The organism is Pseudomonas sp. KBS0710, from assembly GCF_005938045.2.
GTDB lineage: Bacteria > Pseudomonadota > Gammaproteobacteria > Pseudomonadales > Pseudomonadaceae > Aquipseudomonas.
The window spans coordinates 4546386-4563815 of sequence record NZ_VCCF02000001.1 but is presented as its reverse complement, the minus strand read 5'-3'; the positions used below and the strand labels follow the sequence as shown (position 1 = coordinate 4563815).

Genomic DNA, 17430 nt, shown 5'->3' with positions numbered 1-17430 from the left:
CGCCCATGAGGCGGCCCGGTTTCGACAAGGGCGCAGGCTTACCGGCCTGCACCCTGGAATCTCGACGGGCAATCCAATAACAAGATGAGGTTGTACCCTTATGCCAGTCGGCAACCCACTGCCCCATGGCGAGACCGCTCAAGGCGGCCCGCTCAAACGCGAACTCGGTGAACGGCATATCCGCTTGATGGCGCTCGGCGCCTGCATCGGTGTCGGCCTGTTCCTCGGCTCGGCCAAGGCCATCGAAATGGCCGGCCCGGCGATCATGCTCTCGTACATCATTGGTGGCCTGGCCATCCTGGTGATCATGCGCGCCCTCGGCGAGATGGCCGTGCACAACCCGGTGGCCGGCTCGTTCAGCCGTTATGCCCAGGATTACCTCGGCCCGTTGGCGGGTTTTCTCACGGGGTGGAATTATTGGTTCCTGTGGTTGGTGACCTGCGTGGCGGAAATCACCGCCGTGGCGGTGTACATGGGCGTCTGGTTCCCCGACACGCCGCGCTGGATCTGGGCCTTGGCGGCGCTGATCAGCATGGGCACGATCAACCTGATCGCCGTTAAGGCCTTTGGTGAGTTCGAGTTCTGGTTTGCGCTGATCAAGATCGTCACGATTATTGCCATGGTGATCGGCGGGGTCGGCATCATTGCGTTCGGCTTCGGTAACGACGGTGTGGCCTTGGGTATTTCCAACCTGTGGGCTCACGGCGGCTTCATGCCCAACGGCGTGCAGGGCGTGTTGATGTCCTTGCAGATGGTGATGTTCGCCTACCTGGGCGTGGAGATGATCGGCCTGACCGCCGGTGAAGCGAAGAACCCGCAGAAGACCATTCCCAGTGCCATCGGCTCGGTGTTCTGGCGCATCCTGCTGTTCTACGTCGGCGCGCTGTTCGTGATCCTGTCGATCTACCCATGGAACGAGATCGGCACCCAGGGCAGCCCGTTCGTGATGACGTTTGAACGTTTGGGCATCAAGACCGCAGCAGGCATCATCAATTTCGTGGTGATCACCGCCGCGCTGTCGTCCTGTAACGGCGGCATCTTCAGCACCGGGCGCATGCTCTACAGCCTGGCGCAGAACGGCCAGGCGCCAGCGACTTTCGGCACCACCTCCAGCAATGGCGTACCGCGCAAGGCGCTGCTGCTGTCGATCTTCGCCTTGCTGCTGGGCGTGTTGCTCAACTACCTGGTGCCAGACCAGGTGTTTGTGTGGGTAACCTCCATCGCCACCTTCGGCGCGATCTGGACCTGGCTGATGATCCTGCTGGCCCAGCTCAAGTTCCGCAAAGGCTTGAGCCCGGCCGAAGCGGCGGGCCTCAAGTACCGAATGTGGCTGTACCCGGTCAGTTCCTACCTGGCGCTGGCGTTCCTGGTGCTGGTGGTGGGCCTGATGGCGTACTTCCCGGATACGCGGGTGGCGTTGTATGTAGGGCCGGTGTTCCTGGTGCTGCTGACGGTGTTGTATTACGTGTTCAAGTTGCAGCCGACCAATGCGGCGGCACGCTCCGTAGCCTGACGGCCTGGCGCACAACAAAAAGCCCCTTGATCGGGGCTTTTTGTTTTCAGGCGGCGGCCATGCGTGTCGATTGGTCCAGCCGTTTATTGAACTCCAGCCAGGCGCCCAACATCGCCATCAAGCCCGCGCCCACAAGCGCGGTAAAAATCTGCATGGCAAAGGCATCGCCGGCCATGGCGTTGACCATGTCCGCCAATGGCGCCAACAACACGCCAAGGCAGAACACTTCCAGCGAAAAGCGGCCCATCCGGCAGGTCTGCTGTGCCAGCCAGTTTTGCGTCCAGGCACGCCCCGGCAGCAGTTTGGCGGTGACATAGGCCAAGGCCAAAAAATGCAGCAGACGCACCGGCGACAGGTCGGTCTTGCTGATCGGGTACAACAGTTCACTGAGCGCGTGCGGCATCAATGCGTCATGCACCTCGGGCCAGCGCCAGCCGATCGTGATCACACCGGCCATCAATGCGTAGGTCGCGGCCACCATGAACAACGGCTGCCGCCGCAGTGGCCGACTGTCCTGTGCTCGGGGTTGTTGCCCATGAATCGCCGCCGCGCCGCCCAGCACGAACAGGAACTGCCAGGTAACCGGGTTGAAGTACCACACCCCGTCGGCAATCGCTGCCAGGTTCCAACCCAGGTGTGGCGCCAGCAGGTACACCGCCATCGACACTGCGACCACCCACCAGGTTTTGCGCAAGAGCAACGGCAACACCAGCGGCAGGCCGGCCAGCAGCACGATATACAAGGGCAACGGGTCCATCAGGTTGGGCTTGAAGCGCAGCAGCAATTCATCCACCAAGGCTTGCTGTGGTTGTGTGACAAAGTGCGTCAGGCCCATCTCCTGCACCAGGTCGCGGGTTTCCACATGGCTGTTGGCGAAGAACACGATGCCCATCAGCATCGCCAGCAAGAAGATATGCACCACGTAAAGCACCCAGGTCCGCCGCAGGATCTTCAAGCACGCCATCCAATAACCTTCGCGTTGCAAGACCTTGCCATAGGCCAGCACTGAGGCATAACCGGCAAGGAATACAAACACTTCAGCGGCATCGCTGAAGCCGATATTGCGCAGGGTGATCTGGCCGAGTGGGTTGTGGGGGACGTGATCCCAGAAAATGAAGATCAACGCCAGGCCCCGAAAAAAATCGATGCGCGGGTCGCGTCCGTTCAGCATGGCAGCGGGCTCTTGAACAGGGGTTTAAGTCATGACAGGCGAATGCGCGTGTTGTCACACGCCGCACGTCGGGCGGGCGCAGGTTGGCGGTATTTGTAAGCAATTGCAAAGGCTGGGTATTACTGAATGTCTCAATGCGGCGGCCGGGCTACCTGTCAACTTTGACAGTAGACGCAGTGGGCGCGTCATGGCTTGCTGGGCCAGACGCCACAGGACAACTTTATGCGCCAAGCATGGAAGGGATTCTCCAGTTACACGGTGATTGGTATTGCCAATACGGTGATCCATTGGCAGCTGTTTTTTGTGTTCAGGGTCGCATTTGAGATGAGCCAGGCGGCGAGTAATTTTCTTGCCTTCGCGGCGGCGGCGTCGCTGTCCTTTTATATGAATGCGCTTTACACCTTTTCCACGCCGCCCTCATTGCCGCGTTATGGGCTGTTCATGCTGTGCATGGGCGGCTTGAGCCTGGTGGTGGGTGGGCTGGCCGATCGCTGGGGCGTGCCGGGCATAGTCACCGTGCTGGTGTTTTCGCTGGTCAGCCTGGTGTGCGGGTTTTTGCTGTCGCGCTGGGTGGTGTTTCGCGAGCGTGACCAATGAGAATCTCGCTGGTGGTGCCGCTGTACAACGAGGAGCAGGCCGTGGACGGGTTTTACCGCGCGGCGCGGCAGGAGCCTTTGTTGCGCAAGCATACGGTCGAGATTGTGTTTATCAACGACGGCAGCACCGACCGCACCGCCGAACGGGTCCATGCGCTCGCCATGGCTGACAGCGACGTGATGTTGATCAACTTCTCGCGCAACTTCGGCAAGGAAGCCGCCTTGTTCGCCGGGTTGGAGTACGCCACGGGTGACGCGGTGGTGCCCATGGATGTGGACTTGCAAGACCCGGTCGAGGTCGTTCCGCAATTGCTTGCCGAATGGCAAAAAGGTGCCGATGTGGTGTTGGCCAAACGCCGCAACCGCGCCAGCGACGGCTACCTCAAGCGCCACACGGCTTCGCTGTTCTACCACCTGCTCAACCGCATCGCCTACACCCACATCGAGGAAAACGTCGGCGACTTCCGGCTGATGGACCGCAAGGTAGTCGACGTGATCAAGGCCCTGCCCGAGCAGCAACTGTTCATGAAAGGCGTGTTGTCCTGGGCCGGCTTTACCGTGGCCATCGTCGAATACGACCGCGCCACACGCGCCACGGGCCAGAGCAAGTTCAACGCCTGGAAACTCTGGAACCTGGCGCTGGACGGCATCACCTCATTCAGCACCTTGCCGCTGCGGCTGTGGAGTTATATAGGCGGGTGTATTTCGCTGGTGGCGTTGGTGTATGCGGGTTTTTTGATCGTCGACAAAGTGTTGTTTGGCAATGACGTGCCGGGGTATCCGTCGTTGATGACCGCGATTTTGTTTTTGGGCGGGGTGCAACTGATTGGGATTGGGATATTGGGGGAGTATGTAGGGCGGATTTATATGGAGGCCAAGCATCGGCCGAGGTATGTGGTGAAGGAAGTTGTACGTGAACCCATAAAGGAGGGCATGCATAATGTGGGCTAAGCAGGTATTAACTAAGAAGCAGGTACTGGTTTTTTTCTGTGTGGTGTCATTAGTCTATGTATATCCTATTATTCGTGCCGACTATGCCTATGTCGATGATAGTTGGCGTGCATTGTTGTTGGAAGGGGCGAATTGGAGAGATCAGGGTCGGATTTTGCTGGAGGTGCTGCATAAGTTTTTAACGTTTACAGGAGGCACTACCAATATATTTCCCTTGCCGTTATTAATTGCCACCTTCGTCATGGCGTTGGCTATGACACGTCTAACCTTCTGGTATTTCTCACGGCCGGATATTTTTGCTTGTCTGGTCATATTGCCAATTATCTGTAATCCGTTTTTTTTAGGTAACATTACCTATCAGTATGACGGCCCCGGTATGATGTTGGCAGTGGTGGCTGTTATCTATGCAATCACTTGTATGCAGAGACAAGCGCTTGTGCGCGGGCTGTTGGCGGCCATATTAATTGCTGTATCGCTAGCGTTGTATCAGCTGACGATCACTTTGTTCGTCGGACTTTGCTGTATCGAATTTCTATGGAGTGTAAGAAATAGGGTCGAGGTGAAGAAAATTCTAATAATGTGGGTCGAGCGCGGTTTGCAATTGTTGGGGGGCGGGTTGATCTATTACTTCACAGCTCATCAGCTTGTTACGAGCAGTCGCGGCAACAGCCTCCCCTTTGACTCACGATGGTTGGGTGTAGTGAGCGATAGGTTTGTGTTTGCCATGGACAGTGTTTACGCGTTGGTCAACACTTGGAATATTGGTATTTTTGTAATTTTGGTGATCACTGCAATGGTTGGGTTTGTTTTTTGGCTGAAAAACATCCCCACTTTAGTGGGCGGTCAGTTGGGCAGGGGCGTTTTGTTGGTTGGGTTCATAAGCTCGATCGGGGTATTGCTGTTGTGTGTGCCTGGAGCAATGCTGTTTGTAACCGAAACTAATCAGGATGCGAGGAATTATATTGGTTTTTCTGCACTGTTGATGTTGTTGTTTTTGCTCGTCTACGATGTCTTGGAACGGGTGTGGGAGGTGCTAAAGTTACTGCTGGTGATACCGGTTTTGCTGATGTTTTCATTTTGCTATGCCTATGGGCAGGTGTTGATTGCCAAGAAAGAGTTGGAGTCGGCCGTTGCGCAGTACATTGCTTACGATATAGTTGCTCATGAGCAGCTTAGTGCGGCTAAAATATTTTATTATATTGGCCCGCGCACGGCTGGTAATTGGCTTCCACGAGGGCATGCGGCAATGACCTATATGCCGACGCTAAGATTTATCTTGAGCGGTTCGAATACGTTGCTGCATCCACAGTTTATGACAAGGCTGGGTATCAATAATGTGGTGGAGGGTGATCGCGCTGTCTATGAAGCTGCCGTTGCATCAGGCAAGCATTACCGCCGAGTAGTAGACAGAAAGTTCTATTCGATCGACCTGACGGACCAGGGGGGGGTTATCCTATTCAAGGAAATCCTGGATCCGGAGGACTACACGCTGCAAATCAACGAAAAATGAGCCTGGGCGTAGGCGCCGCAAATGGGCATCGTCAGTGTTTATGCCGCTATCACTTCAAGCGTAAATAAACTCTGTTGTCGACTCCAAGTTTGGACTCGTCTCTAGATATCCATTATTACCAACGTGCCATGGCTCCCTGCAACCACGGCATGCGCAACCCCTGCTTCCACAAGGTACATCTGCCCGGCGCTCACCCGAATCTCTTGATCACCAATGCTCAGGCGCAACTGACCGTCGATCACCAGCAACCCCTCGTTGTAGTCATGGGTTTCCTCTTCATAAGCTTGCTCATCCATACGCAACACCTTGATTCGCGCCGGGCCGACCTGGCCCAGTCGCGTGGATTTCCAGCTGTCGGGGAGTTGCGCGGCAATGGCGCTGAAGTCGAATAACGGCATGTGAAGCTCCTTGTTTCAACGATGCCGTCGGTGGTCCGGTTCAGCGGTCAAGAGTGTTCGGATATTTATGCGGCAGCCACTTCATGCGGCTCAAAACTGTCCGCCCGCGCCATCTGCCACATGCGCGAATAGAACTCGCCGTTCACCTCGCCAGTGAGCAACTCGCCAGGCTTGAGGAACACATGCAGCTGCGAGAACAGTTTGATTTCGGTCGCCGACATGCGCCGCACCAAATGCTTGGCCGACAATTGCGACGGATGATCCAGGCCGGCCGCAGCGAGCATTTCCGCCAAGGCGTGCAGCGTGTTGCGGTGGAAGTTGAACACCCGCTGGGCTTTGTCGGGCACCACCAGCGCACGCTGGCGCAGCGGGTCTTGGGTGGCCACGCCCGTCGGGCATTTGTTGGTGTGGCAGCTTTGCGACTGGATGCAGCCAATGGCGAACATAAAGCCGCGCGCCGAGTTGGCCCAGTCCGCGCCGATGGCCAGTACGCTGGCGATATCGAAGGCGCTGACGATTTTGCCGCTGGCACCGAGCTTGATCTTGTCGCGCAGGTTCAGGCCCACCAGGGTGTTGTGCACAAACAGCAGGCCTTCACGCAGCGGCACGCCGATATGGTCGGTGAACTCCACCGGCGCGGCGCCGGTGCCGCCTTCCTTGCCGTCGACCACGATAAAGTCCGGGAGGATGCCGGTCTCGAGCATGGCCTTGGCGATGCCCATGAACTCCCACGGGTGGCCCAGGCAGAACTTGAAGCCCACCGGTTTGCCGCCGGACAGTTCACGCAGTTGCGCGATGAACTGCATCATCTCGATCGGTGTGGAAAACGCGCTGTGGCGCGACGGCGAGATGCAGTCCTCGCCCATCATAATGCCGCGCGTTTCAGCGATTTCCTGGGTGACTTTGTGCTTGGGCAGGATGCCGCCGTGGCCGGGTTTGGCACCCTGGCTCATCTTGATTTCGATCATGCGCACTTGCGGGTTCTGCGCCTGCACGGCAAAACGTTCCGGGTCGAAACGGCCATCGCTGGTGCGGCAGCCGAAGTAACCGCTGCCCAGTTCCCAGGTGAGGTCGCCGCCGTTTTCGCGGTGGTAAGGGCTGATGCTGCCTTCGCCGGTGTCATGGGCAAAGTTGCCGAGCTTGGCGCCTTGGTTCAACGCGCGAATCGCATTGGCGCTCAACGAGCCGAAGCTCATGGCCGAGATGTTGAATACCGAGGCTGAGTAAGGCTGTGTGCACTGCGGGCCGCCGACCATCACGCGAAAGGCGCTGGGATCGCTGAGCGGCGCGGGGCGCATGGAATGGCCGATGAACTCGAAGCCCGACTGGTACACGTCGATCAGGGTGCCGAAGGGTTTGTCGGCGGTTTCGTTCTTGGCGCGCGAGTAGACCAACGAGCGCTGAGCCCGGGAGAAGGGCAGGGCGTCGCTGTCGGATTCGAGCAGGTATTGGCGAATCTCCGGGCGGATGGCTTCCACCAGGTAACGGATATTGCCCAGGATCGGGTAGTTGCGGCGCACCGCGTGGGGGCTTTGCAGCAGGTCGAAAAGACCGATCAGGCTGAGGACGCCGGTGACCAGGGTGATGGGCCACAGCCACTCATGTTCGATAAAAGGCAGGCTGGCGAGGGTGAAAATAACGCACACGGCAAAGAAGGCGTAACGGCTTAGCAACGACAGGCTCATACGGTTTTTCCTCAGGTTCAACTCTATAGGTCGATCGGCCATTCTGCGCCTGTACGGAAACCATAGACAACCTGTGGGAATAATCAGTTTGGCCGCACCTGTAGGACAGACTGGCCCGGAATAGACAACTGGCGGCTATCGGTGACCTCGAATTGCGCCTGGTGGGTGGCGGTCGAGTCGGCCCCGACGAAGACGGTAAAGGTGCCCGCTTCGACCACTGGCGAGAGGTTCATATCCAGGAGGGCGAAGTCCTCTTGATCGAGGGTGAAGGTCACGTTCCGCGCCTCGCCGGGGGCCAGGTGCACTTTTCGAAACCCACGCAGTTGGCGGACGGGACGGGTCACGCTGGCGACGTCATCGCGCAGGTACAACTGGACGATTTCGTCGCCGGCACGCTTTCCGGTGTTGGTGACGGTGACCTCGACGGTCAGGGTTTGGGTGGACGCAAGCCGGGTGCTATTCAGTTTGGGCGTTGAGTAGCTGAACGTCGTATAGCTCAAGCCAAAGCCAAATGGGTAGGCTGGCGCCTGATTGATATCCATGTAGTTGGAACTGTACCTGTCGGGCGAGCCGTCGGCATTGCTGTTGGGGCGGCCGGTGTTTTTATGTGCGTAGTAAAGGGGGATCTGCCCGACGCTGCGTGGGAAAGTGATCGGCAATTTGCCGCTGGGGTTTACATCGCCAAACAGCACATCCGCCACGGCATGCCCCATTTCGCTGCCGAGAAACCAGGTTTCAAGCAATGCAGGTGCCTGTTGAAGGGGCAACGTGAACACCAATGGGCGACCGTTCATAAGGATGACTACCACGGGTTTTCCGGTGTCCAGAAGCGCGCGCAATAACGCCTCCTGGCCGCCGGGCAAGCCAGGTTCGGCGCGGCTCTGACCTTCGCCGCTTTGCTCGGCATTTTCGCCCAGTACGGCGACCACTACGTCGACGTCGCGGGCGGCTTTTTCGGCCGCCGCGATACCTTGGCTGTCGGCGTTGCCGGGGGAGGCGCCGGGCAGGTAGGTTACATCGGTGTTGGTGGAGACGGCGTTTTGTATGCCTTGCAGAACGGTTACCGCGCCGATGGGTGTGCCTGGCCAGGACGCCGGGCCGATGGAGGCGGCAGCATCTGTGGCCAGGCTGCCGACCACCAGCACCCGGCTTAGTTTCTTCGACAGAGGCAGCAATTGACCGCTGTTTTTCAGCAATACGATAGACTTTTGCCCCGCCTCACGGGCCAGAGCACGATGCTGCGGCAGGTCCGCGCTATTGGCTTCGCGGATCGGGTCGCTGTAGCGGTAAGGGTCTTCAAACAGTCCCAGGCGCTGCTTGGCCTTGAGTACGCGACGCACGGCTTCATCCACGTCTGCCATTGAAACCTGGCCGTTGCGTATGAGCGTCGGCAGGTGTTGCCGGTAGGTCTGGCTGGCCATTTCGATATCCACGCCAGCGTTAAAGCCCAGCCATGCCGCATCGGATGGGGTGCGGGCGATGCCGTGCAGGATCAGTTCCTCTATGGCGGTGTAATCGCTGACGATAATACCGGTGAAGCCCCACTTTTGACGCAACAGCCCTGTCAGTAAAGCGTTGTTGCTGTGCATGGGCGTAGCGGCGACCTCGCTGAAGGCGGGCATGATCGCGTCGACGCCCGCGGCTACGGCCGCCTGGAAGGGGGGCAGGTAGATCTCCCGCAAGGTTCGTTCCGACAGATCGGCGATGTTGTAATCCCGGCCGCCCTCGCCAGCCCCATAGGCAACAAAGTGTTTAGCGGTAGCCATCATGTACGAGGTGTCAGGCGGGCCTGAGCCGTGAAAACCGCGCACTCGCGCAGCGGCCAGGATCGAGCCGAGAAACGGGTCTTCACCTGCACCCTCCACCACGCGCCCCCAGCGTGGGTCACGCGTTATGTCGACCATGGGTGCGTAGGTCCAGTGCACACCGCTGGCGGTGGCTTCAACAGCCAACGCGCGCGCACTTCGTTGCGTCAGATCAGGGTCCCAGGCCGCAGCCTCCGCCAGTGGCACCGGGAACACGGTGCGAAAGCCATGAATGACATCAAGGGTAAACAACAGCGGTATATGCAAGCGTGAACCTTGTACGGCCTGTACTTGCAGCTGGCGAGTCAGGTCGGCACCGTAGGCGCCGATGACAGAACCGACGGTTATCGTTGGCCGTTCTTCCAAGCCGTTTTGATCAACGACAGTGCCGGTCGGTGTTTCCTTGCCGAGCAGGCTGAGTTGGGCGACTTTTTCCTCCGGCGTCATTTGCGCCAGTAGGCGTTCGACAACATCATCCTGGGCGGTTGCTGCCAAGGCCAAAAAGCTCAGTAATAGCATCAAGAGGCGAGTAGACATGGGTATCAACGCTGGCCGAAATATGCACATAAGTGTTCAGCGCGCAGGCAAACCCAGCTACTGTCAGAAATAACAGTTCATCAACGGTTTCAGACAAACGGTCAGGCGTTTTGCGCCTGAAGAAAGATCGAGAACAGCTCCGACTGGGATTTGATTCCTAGCTTGCTGTACATGTGTTTCTTATGGACTTTCACGGTTTCAACGGAGATTTCCAGCTTACGGGCGATTTCCTTGCTGGAGCAACCGCTGAGCATCAAACGGCCTACATCCAGCTCGCGGGCGGTGAGTTGTGCGCCCCAGTCATCCTTTTGAATCGGCGGTTGCGGCGCGCTTACCTGGTTCAGTTCATGGGGCAGGCGCTGGCGCAGCAGGCTCACCACCCACGGCTGGATCAGTGACAGCAGGGCAATTTGCTGTGGGTCAAAACGCTGTTTCGAACCCAGCGACAGGCACAGGGTGCGCCCGTCCGGCAGGTGGCAATTGAACTGGATTTCATCGGCCACCACGTTCAGGCGAAAGTAGCGCTGGTAGTACTCGGTCAGCTCGAAATGCTCCGGCGCCACTTCCGCCAGGCGCAACAGGCCGGTGTGCGCGTGGTCGCGGCTGGCGATGTAGAACGGGTCGAGCAGGTACAGGCCGTTGAGGTAGTCCTGGAACAGATGGTCCGGCGTGCCGTCGGCGCCTGGGCATTCGGCGAACACCAGCGGGCGGTGCTCACTGCTGAACAACAAGGCGACCCAACTGTCGGACGGCACGTATTGGTCCAACAGCCGCACAAGCTGGGTCCAGAAATTGGGCTGGTCCAGGGCGTCTATCATTTGCCCCACCGAACGGTGCCAGGCGATGTCTTGCAGCGTCATGCTCATCAATCTACCCCTATCGGGTTACCTCGGCCGCGTAATTCCCTGGCCGGTGTTGGCTGCGCATACTGCGGCACAGATAAAGAACAAGGAATACCCATGAAGGTCGAATTTGCCCAATTGGCAGGCCGCGATAACGGTACAGCTTACAACCTTGAGCGCGCCTTGGCGGCCATTGCTGCGTGCGCTGCCGACACGCAACTGATCGTCTTCCCGGAAACTCACCTGATGGGTTTCCCGTCGGCCGAGACCGTCGCAGATATTGCCGAGCCGGTAGACGGCCCCACCGTACACGCGGTTATCCAGGCGGCCCGTGCGCGCAATATCGCCGTGGTCATCGGCATGGCCGAGTACGACGGTGGCCAATTCTATAACACCACCTTGCTGATCACGCCCGACGGCATCGCCCTGCGTTATCGCAAGACCCACCTGTGGGCTTCGGATCGCGGCGTATTCACCGCCGGTGATCGTTACGCCACTTGCCTGTGGAACGGCGTGCGCGTCGGCCTGCTGATTTGCTACGACATCGAGTTCCCGGAAACCGCCCGCGCCCTGGCGCAGTTGGGCGCCGAACTGCTGATCGTCACCAACGGCAACATGGACCCTTATGGCCCCACGCACCGCACCGCGATCATGGCTCGCGCCCAGGAAAACCAGGCGTTTGCGTTGATGGTCAACCGGGTCGAAGAGGGCGACGGCGACCTGTTGTTCGCCGGTGGCAGCGCTCTGGTGGACCCGATCGGCACCTTGCTGTTTGAAGCGGGGCGTGAGGAAGGGCAATTCGCCGTCGAGCTGGATCTCGACCAATTGGTGGCAGCTCGCAAGGACTACCGCTACCTGGATGACCAGCGCTTGAAATTGCCCGGCGAGGTGATTGAACGCAGCGATGGGACGCGCGAATTGCTGATCCCCCGGCACTGATGATCGTTCCCACGCTCTGCGTGGGAATGCCTGCGGTGACGCTCTGCGTCACGACGTTCAAGAGCCGACGCAGAGCGTTCTGGGCTGCATTCCCACGCGGAGCGTGGGAACGATCAATAAGAACAATGACTCCTGCTTCACCGACTTTAGTTCTGCCATAAATCTAATAAATCAGCGGAGAATCGCTCATGGCTCGTTTGCAACGCACCCTGTCGTTAGGGTCGGTGGTGCTGTTTGGCATCGCCTATATGACGCCGATCATTGTGCTCGGCACCTTCGGCATCCTCGCGCAATCCACCGGCGGTATGGTCCCGGCCGCTTACCTGGCGGCGCTGGTGGCGATGTTCTTTACCGCCATGAGTTATGGGCGCATGGCCCAGGCTTTCCCGGTCGCCGGTTCCGCCTACAGCTATGTGCGCAAGGCCATCAGCCCCAAGCTGGGTTTTATCGCCGGTTGGGCGGTGTTGCTCGACTACCTGTTCCTGCCCATGGCCATCTGGCTGATCGGCGCTGCGTACCTGCATTCGGCATTCCCGGCGGTACCGCAGTGGGTGTGGGTGCTGGCGTTTATCGGTATCACCACAGCAATCAACATCATCGGCCTGAAGCTCGCCAACGGCATCAACGCGCTGCTGATGCTGGTGCAATTTCTGGTGCTGATCGCGTTTGTCGCGTTGTGCATCCACTACATCGGCGGTGACGCGAGCAAGCCACTGTGGACGCTTGCCCCGTTCTTCAACGGCCAGATGCATATGCCGCTGATCATGAGCGGCGCGGCCATCGCCTGCTATTCGTTCCTGGGCTTTGACGCGGTCAGTACCCTCACCGAAGAAACCCGCGACCCACGCCGCACCATCCCACGGGCGATCATGTTGATCACCTTGATCGGCGGCCTGATCTTCGTCGGTGTCTCGTACTTTGTGCAGATCGCCCACCCGTCGTTCGAATTCGCCGATGTGGATTCGGCGGCCTACGAGATTGCCCGCAATGTGGGCGGTGACCTGTTTGTGTCGATCTTCCTGATCGGCCTGATCGTCGGCCAGTTCGCCTCGGGGCTGTCGGCCCAGGCCAGCGGCTCGCGGCTGTTGTTTGCCATGGGCCGCGACGGCGTGTTGCCCAAGTCGTTCTTCGGCACCTTGCATGCGCGCTTCGGTACGCCGGTCAACAGCATCCTGTTGTGTGCGGTGGTGGCCTTGCTGGCGTTGAAACTCGACGTGACCACCTCGACTTCATTCATCAACTTCGGTGCGTTCCTGGCGTTCAGCCTGGTGAACCTGTCGGTGATCTTTCACTACTGGATCGGCGCCAAAGAGCGCGGTGTGCGTGAGCTGATCCTGTTCCTGGTATTCCCGACCATCGGCCTGTTGGCGGACGTGTGGCTGATGGTCAGCCTTGATCACTTGGCGATTTACCTGGGCGCGGTGTGGTTGGCGATTGGCTTGGTGTACCTGGGCTTTCTCACGCGCGGTTTCTCCAAGCAACCACCGGAAATGGACTTCCAGGAAGCGGCATAGAAGCAGCCGGCCTATTCTTATTGCAATCGGTTCTCGTTTGGGTGCATGATTTGTGTTACTGTATAACGCTTAAATCGCACCCAGACGCCCCGGAGGCCTTATGAAAGCTGGTATCCATCCCGACTACCGCACCGTGCTGTTCCACGATACCGCCGCCGACGTGTTCTTCCTGATCGGCTCCACCGCTGACAGCGATCGCACCCACACACACAGCGACGGCAACACTTACCCGTATATCCCGCTGGACGTCTCCAGCGCCTCGCACCCGATCTACACCGGCCAGCAGCGCAAGACCCAGGTCGAAGGCCGGATTGCCGGGTTCAACAAGCGTTTCGCTTCGTTTGGGTCGAGCCCGAAAAAAACCGAGGCGTGAGGCGTTTGTGCTTCACCTCGAAGGCCGCTGCCGTTTCTGGAGCGGCTTTTTTTTGCATTGATATCGTAACGCCATTACTTTTCCGAGAAACCGACTAAACTACTCGGTAAACGCCAGGAAGGCAGACCCAGAGCATAAGGACCGCACACCGACGATCCGAGGTGTCCCATGGGAGAGTCCGTTACTTTCACCGATGCCGACCGCCCCGTAGTGCTGTTGATTGACGCCCACACGGACGTATTGCACAGCCTCACGCAGTTGCTGCGCCTGGAACCCTTCGAACTGCACAGCGCCACCTGCGCCGCCGAGGCCCTGGCGCTGCTCGCCAGCCAACCGATCGACCTGGTGATGAGCGCCGCACGCCTGCCCGACATGGACGGCGCCTCGTTGCTGGCGCACATCCACCAACACTACCCACACACCGTGCGCATCCTGCTGACCGGCGAGACCGACCTGACGCTGATCATCAAAGCCATCAATGAAGGCCAGATCTATCGTTACCTGAGCAAACCCTGGAACGATGAGGAGTTGCTGTTGGCCCTGCGCCAGTCCTTGGCTCACCAGCATTCCGAGCGTGAGCGCGGGCGCCTGGAACAGCTGATCCAGCAGCAGAACGATGAACTCAAGCAGCTCAACGCCAGCCTGGAAAAGCGCGTGGCCTCGCGCACCAGCGAGCTGCAGCAAACCGCCGACATGCTTGACCTTGCCTACGAGGAGCTCAAGCACAGCTACGCCACCGGCACTGAAGTGTTCTCGTTGCTGGCTAACCTGCGCCTGCCGCGCGCCAAACAAACCAACCGGCAGATCATCGAACTGGTGCGCACCTGGTGTGTGGCCCACGGCGTCGATGAAGCGAGCAACCGCGACCTGACCATGGCCGCCGCGCTTTACAACATCGGCAAGCTGAGCTGGAGCGACAGCATGATGGCCTCGCCTTCGGACCTGCTGCACAGCAGCGACCGTGAACGCTATCGCGCCTATGCCACCCAAAGTGAATCACTGTTGATGACCCTGGAGCCGATGAAAGATGCCGCGCGGCTGATCCGCCATCACCAGGAACGCTGGGATGGCAGCGGGTTTCCCGACCATCTCAAAGGCGAAGCGATTCCCGCCGGTTCACGCCTGCTCAAACTCGCGGTGGACTTTATCGAGCTGCAAAAAGGCCTGATCCTCGAGCGGCAGATGAACAGCGACGAAGCGCTGCTGTACATCCGCAAGTACGCCGGGAGGCTGTATGACCCGCTTATGGTCGAAGACTTCGTGCTGGTGTGCGCCACCTACCTCAATGACGTGACGCTGGGCGACCCCAGCGTGAAAGTGCTGGGTACCCGCGAGCTGGCCGAAGGCATGGTGCTGGCGCGCAACCTCAATGCCGACAACGGCATGTTGCTGCTCAATGCCGGCAAGGTGCTGAACCTGCCGCTGGTGGACAAGTTGATTGCGTTCGAGACCATGGAGGGCGCGCGCTATAGCGTGTTCATCAAGGAAGACGCGATCATCCCAGGCTAAACACAATCAAAAATGTGGGAGCGGGCTTGCTCGCGAATACGGTGTGTCAGTCATTACATCTGTCACTGACACACCGCTTTCGCGAGCAAGCCCGCTCCCACAGTGGATTGCGGCGTGCATGTGGCCGTGTGATCCTTGCGTCTTTACCTTCAAGGAAGACTTTTGCATGACCTCCATCATCCGCATCGCCGCCGCCCTCTTGATTGGCAGCGACGGCCAAACCCTGCTGGTACGCAAACGTGGCACCCAGGCGTTCATGCAGCCCGGCGGCAAGATCGATGCCGGTGAGCAACCTGTCGAGGCGCTGGCCCGTGAGCTGTACGAGGAACTGAACCTGCGTATCGCCCCGAGTGACGCCGTGTACTTGGGCAACTTCTCGGCGCCTGCCGCCAACGAGCCGGGTTTTACCGTGCAAGCCGAGCTGTTCCGAGTACACATCGACGTGCCGGTGACGCCTGCGGCCGAGATTGAAGAAGTGCGCTGGATCGACCCGGCCGGTGAGGGTGGTTTGCACCTGGCGCCGTTGACCCGCGATTTGATCCTGCCGTTTTATCGAAAGTCGCTCACCCCATGCTGATTCGCAGGCTGGAGGCGAATGACGCCGAGGCTTATCGGGTGGTGATGCTGGAGGCTTACGGCGCTTATCCCCAGGCGTTTACCTCCAGCGTGGCGGAGCGCGCGCGAATGCCGTTGAGCTGGTGGGAAAAACGCATACAGAGCCCGTTGGATCAGGTGCTCGGCGCTTTTGAAGGGCACACCCTGGCCGGCATTGTCGGCCTGGCCTTCGAACCTCGGGAAAAGGCCCGACACAAAGTCACGCTGTTCGGCATGTACGTGACCGAGGCTTATCAGCGCAAAGGCCTGGGCCGTCAGTTGGTGGAGGCGGCGCTCAGTGCGGCGCGCTGCCAACCCGGCGTCAAAGTGATCCAACTGACCGTCACTGCCGGCAACGACGCAGCCTTTGCGTTATACCAGCGCTGCGGTTTTATTCAGTACGGCCTGGAGCCGTTGGCGGTGCGGGTGGGAATCGAGTACTTCGACAAGATCCACATGTGGCGTGAACTCAGAGCCGACTGAAATTCCATAGGGGAACCACAGTAGAGTCCTCATTGTTTTCACCTGGGTGCGTGATTAACGCACGGCGCTGACGCCATCCAGGGTCGAAAACGACGTGTCTTTCGCCGTCAGCAAGAAGTCGCGCATGTATGGCGCATCGAGCATGTCCGCACGGATCCCCGCATACAACGTCGCAAACAAACCCTTCTCGCCCAAACGCTTGGCTTTCACATAACCGCGCGAGCTGTATTCATGCAGCGCCCAATGCGGCATGCCGCACACGCCGCGGCCGCTGGCAACCAGTTGCATCATCATCACTGTCAGCTCCGAGGTGCGCACCTGGGCAGGTTCCACGTCGGCGGGCTCCAGGAACCGCGTGAAGATGTCCAGGCGGTCGCGCTCCACCGGATAGGTGATCAGGGTTTCGCTGAGCAGGTCCTGCGGCACGATGTACGACTTGTTCGCCAACGCATGCTGGTTGGCCACGGCCAGCATGGCTTCGTAGGTAAACAGCGGCACATAAGTGATGCCCGGCAGTTCCAACGGGTCGGAGGTCACCACCAGGTCCAGGTCGCCACGTGCCAGGGCCGGCAGCGGCGCGAAAGCAAAGCCTGAGGCCAGGTCCAGCTCGACTTCCGGCCAGGCGTCGCGGAACTGGTCGATGGTCGGCATCAGCCACTGGAAGCAACTGTGGCATTCGATAGCCATGTGCAAACGCCCTGCGGTGCCACCGGCCAGCCGCGCGATGTCGCGCTCGGCGCCGCGCAGCAAGGGCAGGGTGGCATCGGCCAGTTGCAACAGGCGCAAGCCGGCGCTGGTGAAGCGCAGCGGCTTGGTCTTGCGCACAAACAGCGGCATGCCCAGGCGTTCTTCCAGTTCCTTGAACTGGTGGGACAGCGCCGATTGCGTCAGGTGCAGGCGCTCGGCAGCTTCGACCAGGCTGTCGGCTTCGCGCAGGGCGTGCAGGGTCTTGAGGTGGCGGATTTCCAGCACGGAGGCCTCCATGAATGAATTTTGTGCTTAATGATAAG

General features: G+C 59.2%; 16 protein-coding genes. 10 read left to right on the top strand and 6 right to left on the bottom strand.

The features are described from left to right. Positions 1-100 precede the first annotated feature (100 nt). On the top strand, positions 101-1513 hold the full coding sequence (locus FFI16_RS20965) for an amino acid permease (protein ID WP_138816665.1): 1413 nt from the start codon (positions 101-103) through the stop codon (positions 1511-1513). A 46-nt stretch (positions 1514-1559) separates the two neighbouring features. On the opposite strand, the gene FFI16_RS20960 is transcribed toward FFI16_RS20965, so the two are convergent. Continuing rightward, entirely contained in the window at positions 1560-2684 is a 1125-nt protein-coding gene (locus tag FFI16_RS20960) for an OpgC family protein (protein ID WP_138816663.1), read from the bottom strand. A 222-nt stretch (positions 2685-2906) separates the two neighbouring features. Here FFI16_RS20960 and FFI16_RS20955 point away from each other — a divergent pair, with 222 nt between their 5' ends. Genes FFI16_RS20955 through FFI16_RS20945 form a run of 3 tightly spaced genes read left to right on the top strand, consistent with a single transcriptional unit; the run spans position 2907 to position 5741 of the window. Next, positions 2907-3281 carry a GtrA family protein gene (locus tag FFI16_RS20955; protein WP_138816661.1) on the top strand — a complete coding sequence of 125 codons (375 nt, stop codon included), beginning with the start codon at positions 2907-2909 and terminating at the stop codon, positions 3279-3281. Then, positions 3278-4231: a glycosyltransferase family 2 protein gene (locus FFI16_RS20950; protein ID WP_138816659.1), complete on the top strand. Its 954-nt coding sequence runs from the start codon at positions 3278-3280 to the stop codon at positions 4229-4231. Before FFI16_RS20955 ends, FFI16_RS20950 begins: the two co-directional genes overlap by 4 nt. After that, positions 4221-5741, top strand: coding sequence for a glucosyltransferase domain-containing protein (locus FFI16_RS20945; protein ID WP_138816657.1), 1521 nt, complete (start codon positions 4221-4223; stop codon positions 5739-5741). Before FFI16_RS20950 ends, FFI16_RS20945 begins: the two co-directional genes overlap by 11 nt. 101 nt (positions 5742-5842) lie before the next feature. Here FFI16_RS20945 and FFI16_RS20940 read toward each other — a convergent pair whose 3' ends face one another. The 4 genes from FFI16_RS20940 to FFI16_RS20925 form a co-directional block, all read right to left on the bottom strand. Beyond that, the gene (locus tag FFI16_RS20940) at positions 5843-6139 is read right to left on the bottom strand and encodes a cupin domain-containing protein (RefSeq protein ID WP_138816654.1); all 297 of its coding nucleotides are present in this window, start codon (positions 6137-6139) and stop codon (positions 5843-5845) included. Positions 6140-6204: 65 nt separating this feature from the next. Then, complete coding sequence (locus FFI16_RS20935) at positions 6205-7824, bottom strand: FMN-binding glutamate synthase family protein (protein WP_138816652.1); 1620 nt, start codon at positions 7822-7824, stop codon at positions 6205-6207. A gap of 83 nt (positions 7825-7907) precedes the next feature. Next, positions 7908-10166 carry a glycoside hydrolase family 3 N-terminal domain-containing protein gene (locus FFI16_RS20930; protein ID WP_138816650.1) on the bottom strand — a complete coding sequence of 753 codons (2259 nt, stop codon included), beginning with the start codon at positions 10164-10166 and terminating at the stop codon, positions 7908-7910. Between the two features lie 101 nt (positions 10167-10267). Next, a complete protein-coding gene (locus tag FFI16_RS20925) occupies positions 10268-11032 on the bottom strand; it encodes a LuxR C-terminal-related transcriptional regulator (protein WP_138816647.1) in 765 nt (254 codons plus the stop codon). A 93-nt stretch (positions 11033-11125) separates the two neighbouring features. Here FFI16_RS20925 and FFI16_RS20920 point away from each other — a divergent pair, with 93 nt between their 5' ends. From FFI16_RS20920 to FFI16_RS20895, 6 genes are all read left to right on the top strand, one after another. Next, a complete protein-coding gene (locus FFI16_RS20920; RefSeq protein WP_138816645.1) occupies positions 11126-11947 on the top strand; it encodes a carbon-nitrogen hydrolase family protein in 822 nt (273 codons plus the stop codon). A 188-nt stretch (positions 11948-12135) separates the two neighbouring features. After that, positions 12136-13461 (top strand): APC family permease, encoded by a 1326-nt coding sequence (locus FFI16_RS20915; RefSeq protein ID WP_138816643.1) that lies wholly within the window; start codon positions 12136-12138, stop codon positions 13459-13461. A 100-nt stretch (positions 13462-13561) separates the two neighbouring features. Further along, positions 13562-13834 (top strand): type B 50S ribosomal protein L31, encoded by a 273-nt coding sequence (locus FFI16_RS20910; RefSeq protein ID WP_138816641.1) that lies wholly within the window; start codon positions 13562-13564, stop codon positions 13832-13834. Between the two features lie 168 nt (positions 13835-14002). After that, entirely contained in the window at positions 14003-15343 is a 1341-nt protein-coding gene (locus FFI16_RS20905) for an HD domain-containing phosphohydrolase (RefSeq protein ID WP_138816639.1), read from the top strand. Between the two features lie 166 nt (positions 15344-15509). Further along, positions 15510-15920, top strand: coding sequence for an NUDIX domain-containing protein (locus tag FFI16_RS20900; RefSeq protein WP_138816637.1), 411 nt, complete (start codon positions 15510-15512; stop codon positions 15918-15920). Continuing rightward, positions 15914-16420 carry a GNAT family N-acetyltransferase gene (locus FFI16_RS20895; protein ID WP_138816635.1) on the top strand — a complete coding sequence of 169 codons (507 nt, stop codon included), beginning with the start codon at positions 15914-15916 and terminating at the stop codon, positions 16418-16420. The genes FFI16_RS20900 and FFI16_RS20895 overlap by 7 nt, the downstream gene beginning before the upstream one ends. A gap of 54 nt (positions 16421-16474) precedes the next feature. On the opposite strand, the gene metR is transcribed toward FFI16_RS20895, so the two are convergent. Beyond that, on the bottom strand, positions 16475-17392 hold the full coding sequence (gene metR / locus FFI16_RS20890; RefSeq protein WP_056858838.1) for a transcriptional regulator MetR: 918 nt from the start codon (positions 17390-17392) through the stop codon (positions 16475-16477). Positions 17393-17430: the final 38 nt, after the last annotated feature.

What these genes read in the sequence shown, in the direction of transcription:
- FFI16_RS20965 (WP_138816665.1), top strand. Translation starts at nt 101, where the DNA reads ATGCCAGTCGGCAACCCACTGCCCCATGGCGAGACCGCTCAAGGCGGC.
- FFI16_RS20960 (WP_138816663.1), bottom strand. Translation starts at nt 2,684, where the DNA reads ATGCTGAACGGACGCGACCCGCGCATCGATTTTTTTCGGGGCCTGGCG.
- FFI16_RS20955 (WP_138816661.1), top strand. Translation starts at nt 2,907, where the DNA reads ATGCGCCAAGCATGGAAGGGATTCTCCAGTTACACGGTGATTGGTATT.
- FFI16_RS20950 (WP_138816659.1), top strand. Translation starts at nt 3,278, where the DNA reads ATGAGAATCTCGCTGGTGGTGCCGCTGTACAACGAGGAGCAGGCCGTG.
- FFI16_RS20945 (WP_138816657.1), top strand. Translation starts at nt 4,221, where the DNA reads ATGTGGGCTAAGCAGGTATTAACTAAGAAGCAGGTACTGGTTTTTTTC.
- FFI16_RS20940 (WP_138816654.1), bottom strand. Translation starts at nt 6,139, where the DNA reads ATGCCGTTATTCGACTTCAGCGCCATTGCCGCGCAACTCCCCGACAGC.
- FFI16_RS20935 (WP_138816652.1), bottom strand. Translation starts at nt 7,824, where the DNA reads ATGAGCCTGTCGTTGCTAAGCCGTTACGCCTTCTTTGCCGTGTGCGTT.
- FFI16_RS20930 (WP_138816650.1), bottom strand. Translation starts at nt 10,166, where the DNA reads ATGTCTACTCGCCTCTTGATGCTATTACTGAGCTTTTTGGCCTTGGCA.
- FFI16_RS20925 (WP_138816647.1), bottom strand. Translation starts at nt 11,032, where the DNA reads ATGAGCATGACGCTGCAAGACATCGCCTGGCACCGTTCGGTGGGGCAA.
- FFI16_RS20920 (WP_138816645.1), top strand. Translation starts at nt 11,126, where the DNA reads ATGAAGGTCGAATTTGCCCAATTGGCAGGCCGCGATAACGGTACAGCT.
- FFI16_RS20915 (WP_138816643.1), top strand. Translation starts at nt 12,136, where the DNA reads ATGGCTCGTTTGCAACGCACCCTGTCGTTAGGGTCGGTGGTGCTGTTT.
- FFI16_RS20910 (WP_138816641.1), top strand. Translation starts at nt 13,562, where the DNA reads ATGAAAGCTGGTATCCATCCCGACTACCGCACCGTGCTGTTCCACGAT.
- FFI16_RS20905 (WP_138816639.1), top strand. Translation starts at nt 14,003, where the DNA reads ATGGGAGAGTCCGTTACTTTCACCGATGCCGACCGCCCCGTAGTGCTG.
- FFI16_RS20900 (WP_138816637.1), top strand. Translation starts at nt 15,510, where the DNA reads ATGACCTCCATCATCCGCATCGCCGCCGCCCTCTTGATTGGCAGCGAC.
- FFI16_RS20895 (WP_138816635.1), top strand. Translation starts at nt 15,914, where the DNA reads ATGCTGATTCGCAGGCTGGAGGCGAATGACGCCGAGGCTTATCGGGTG.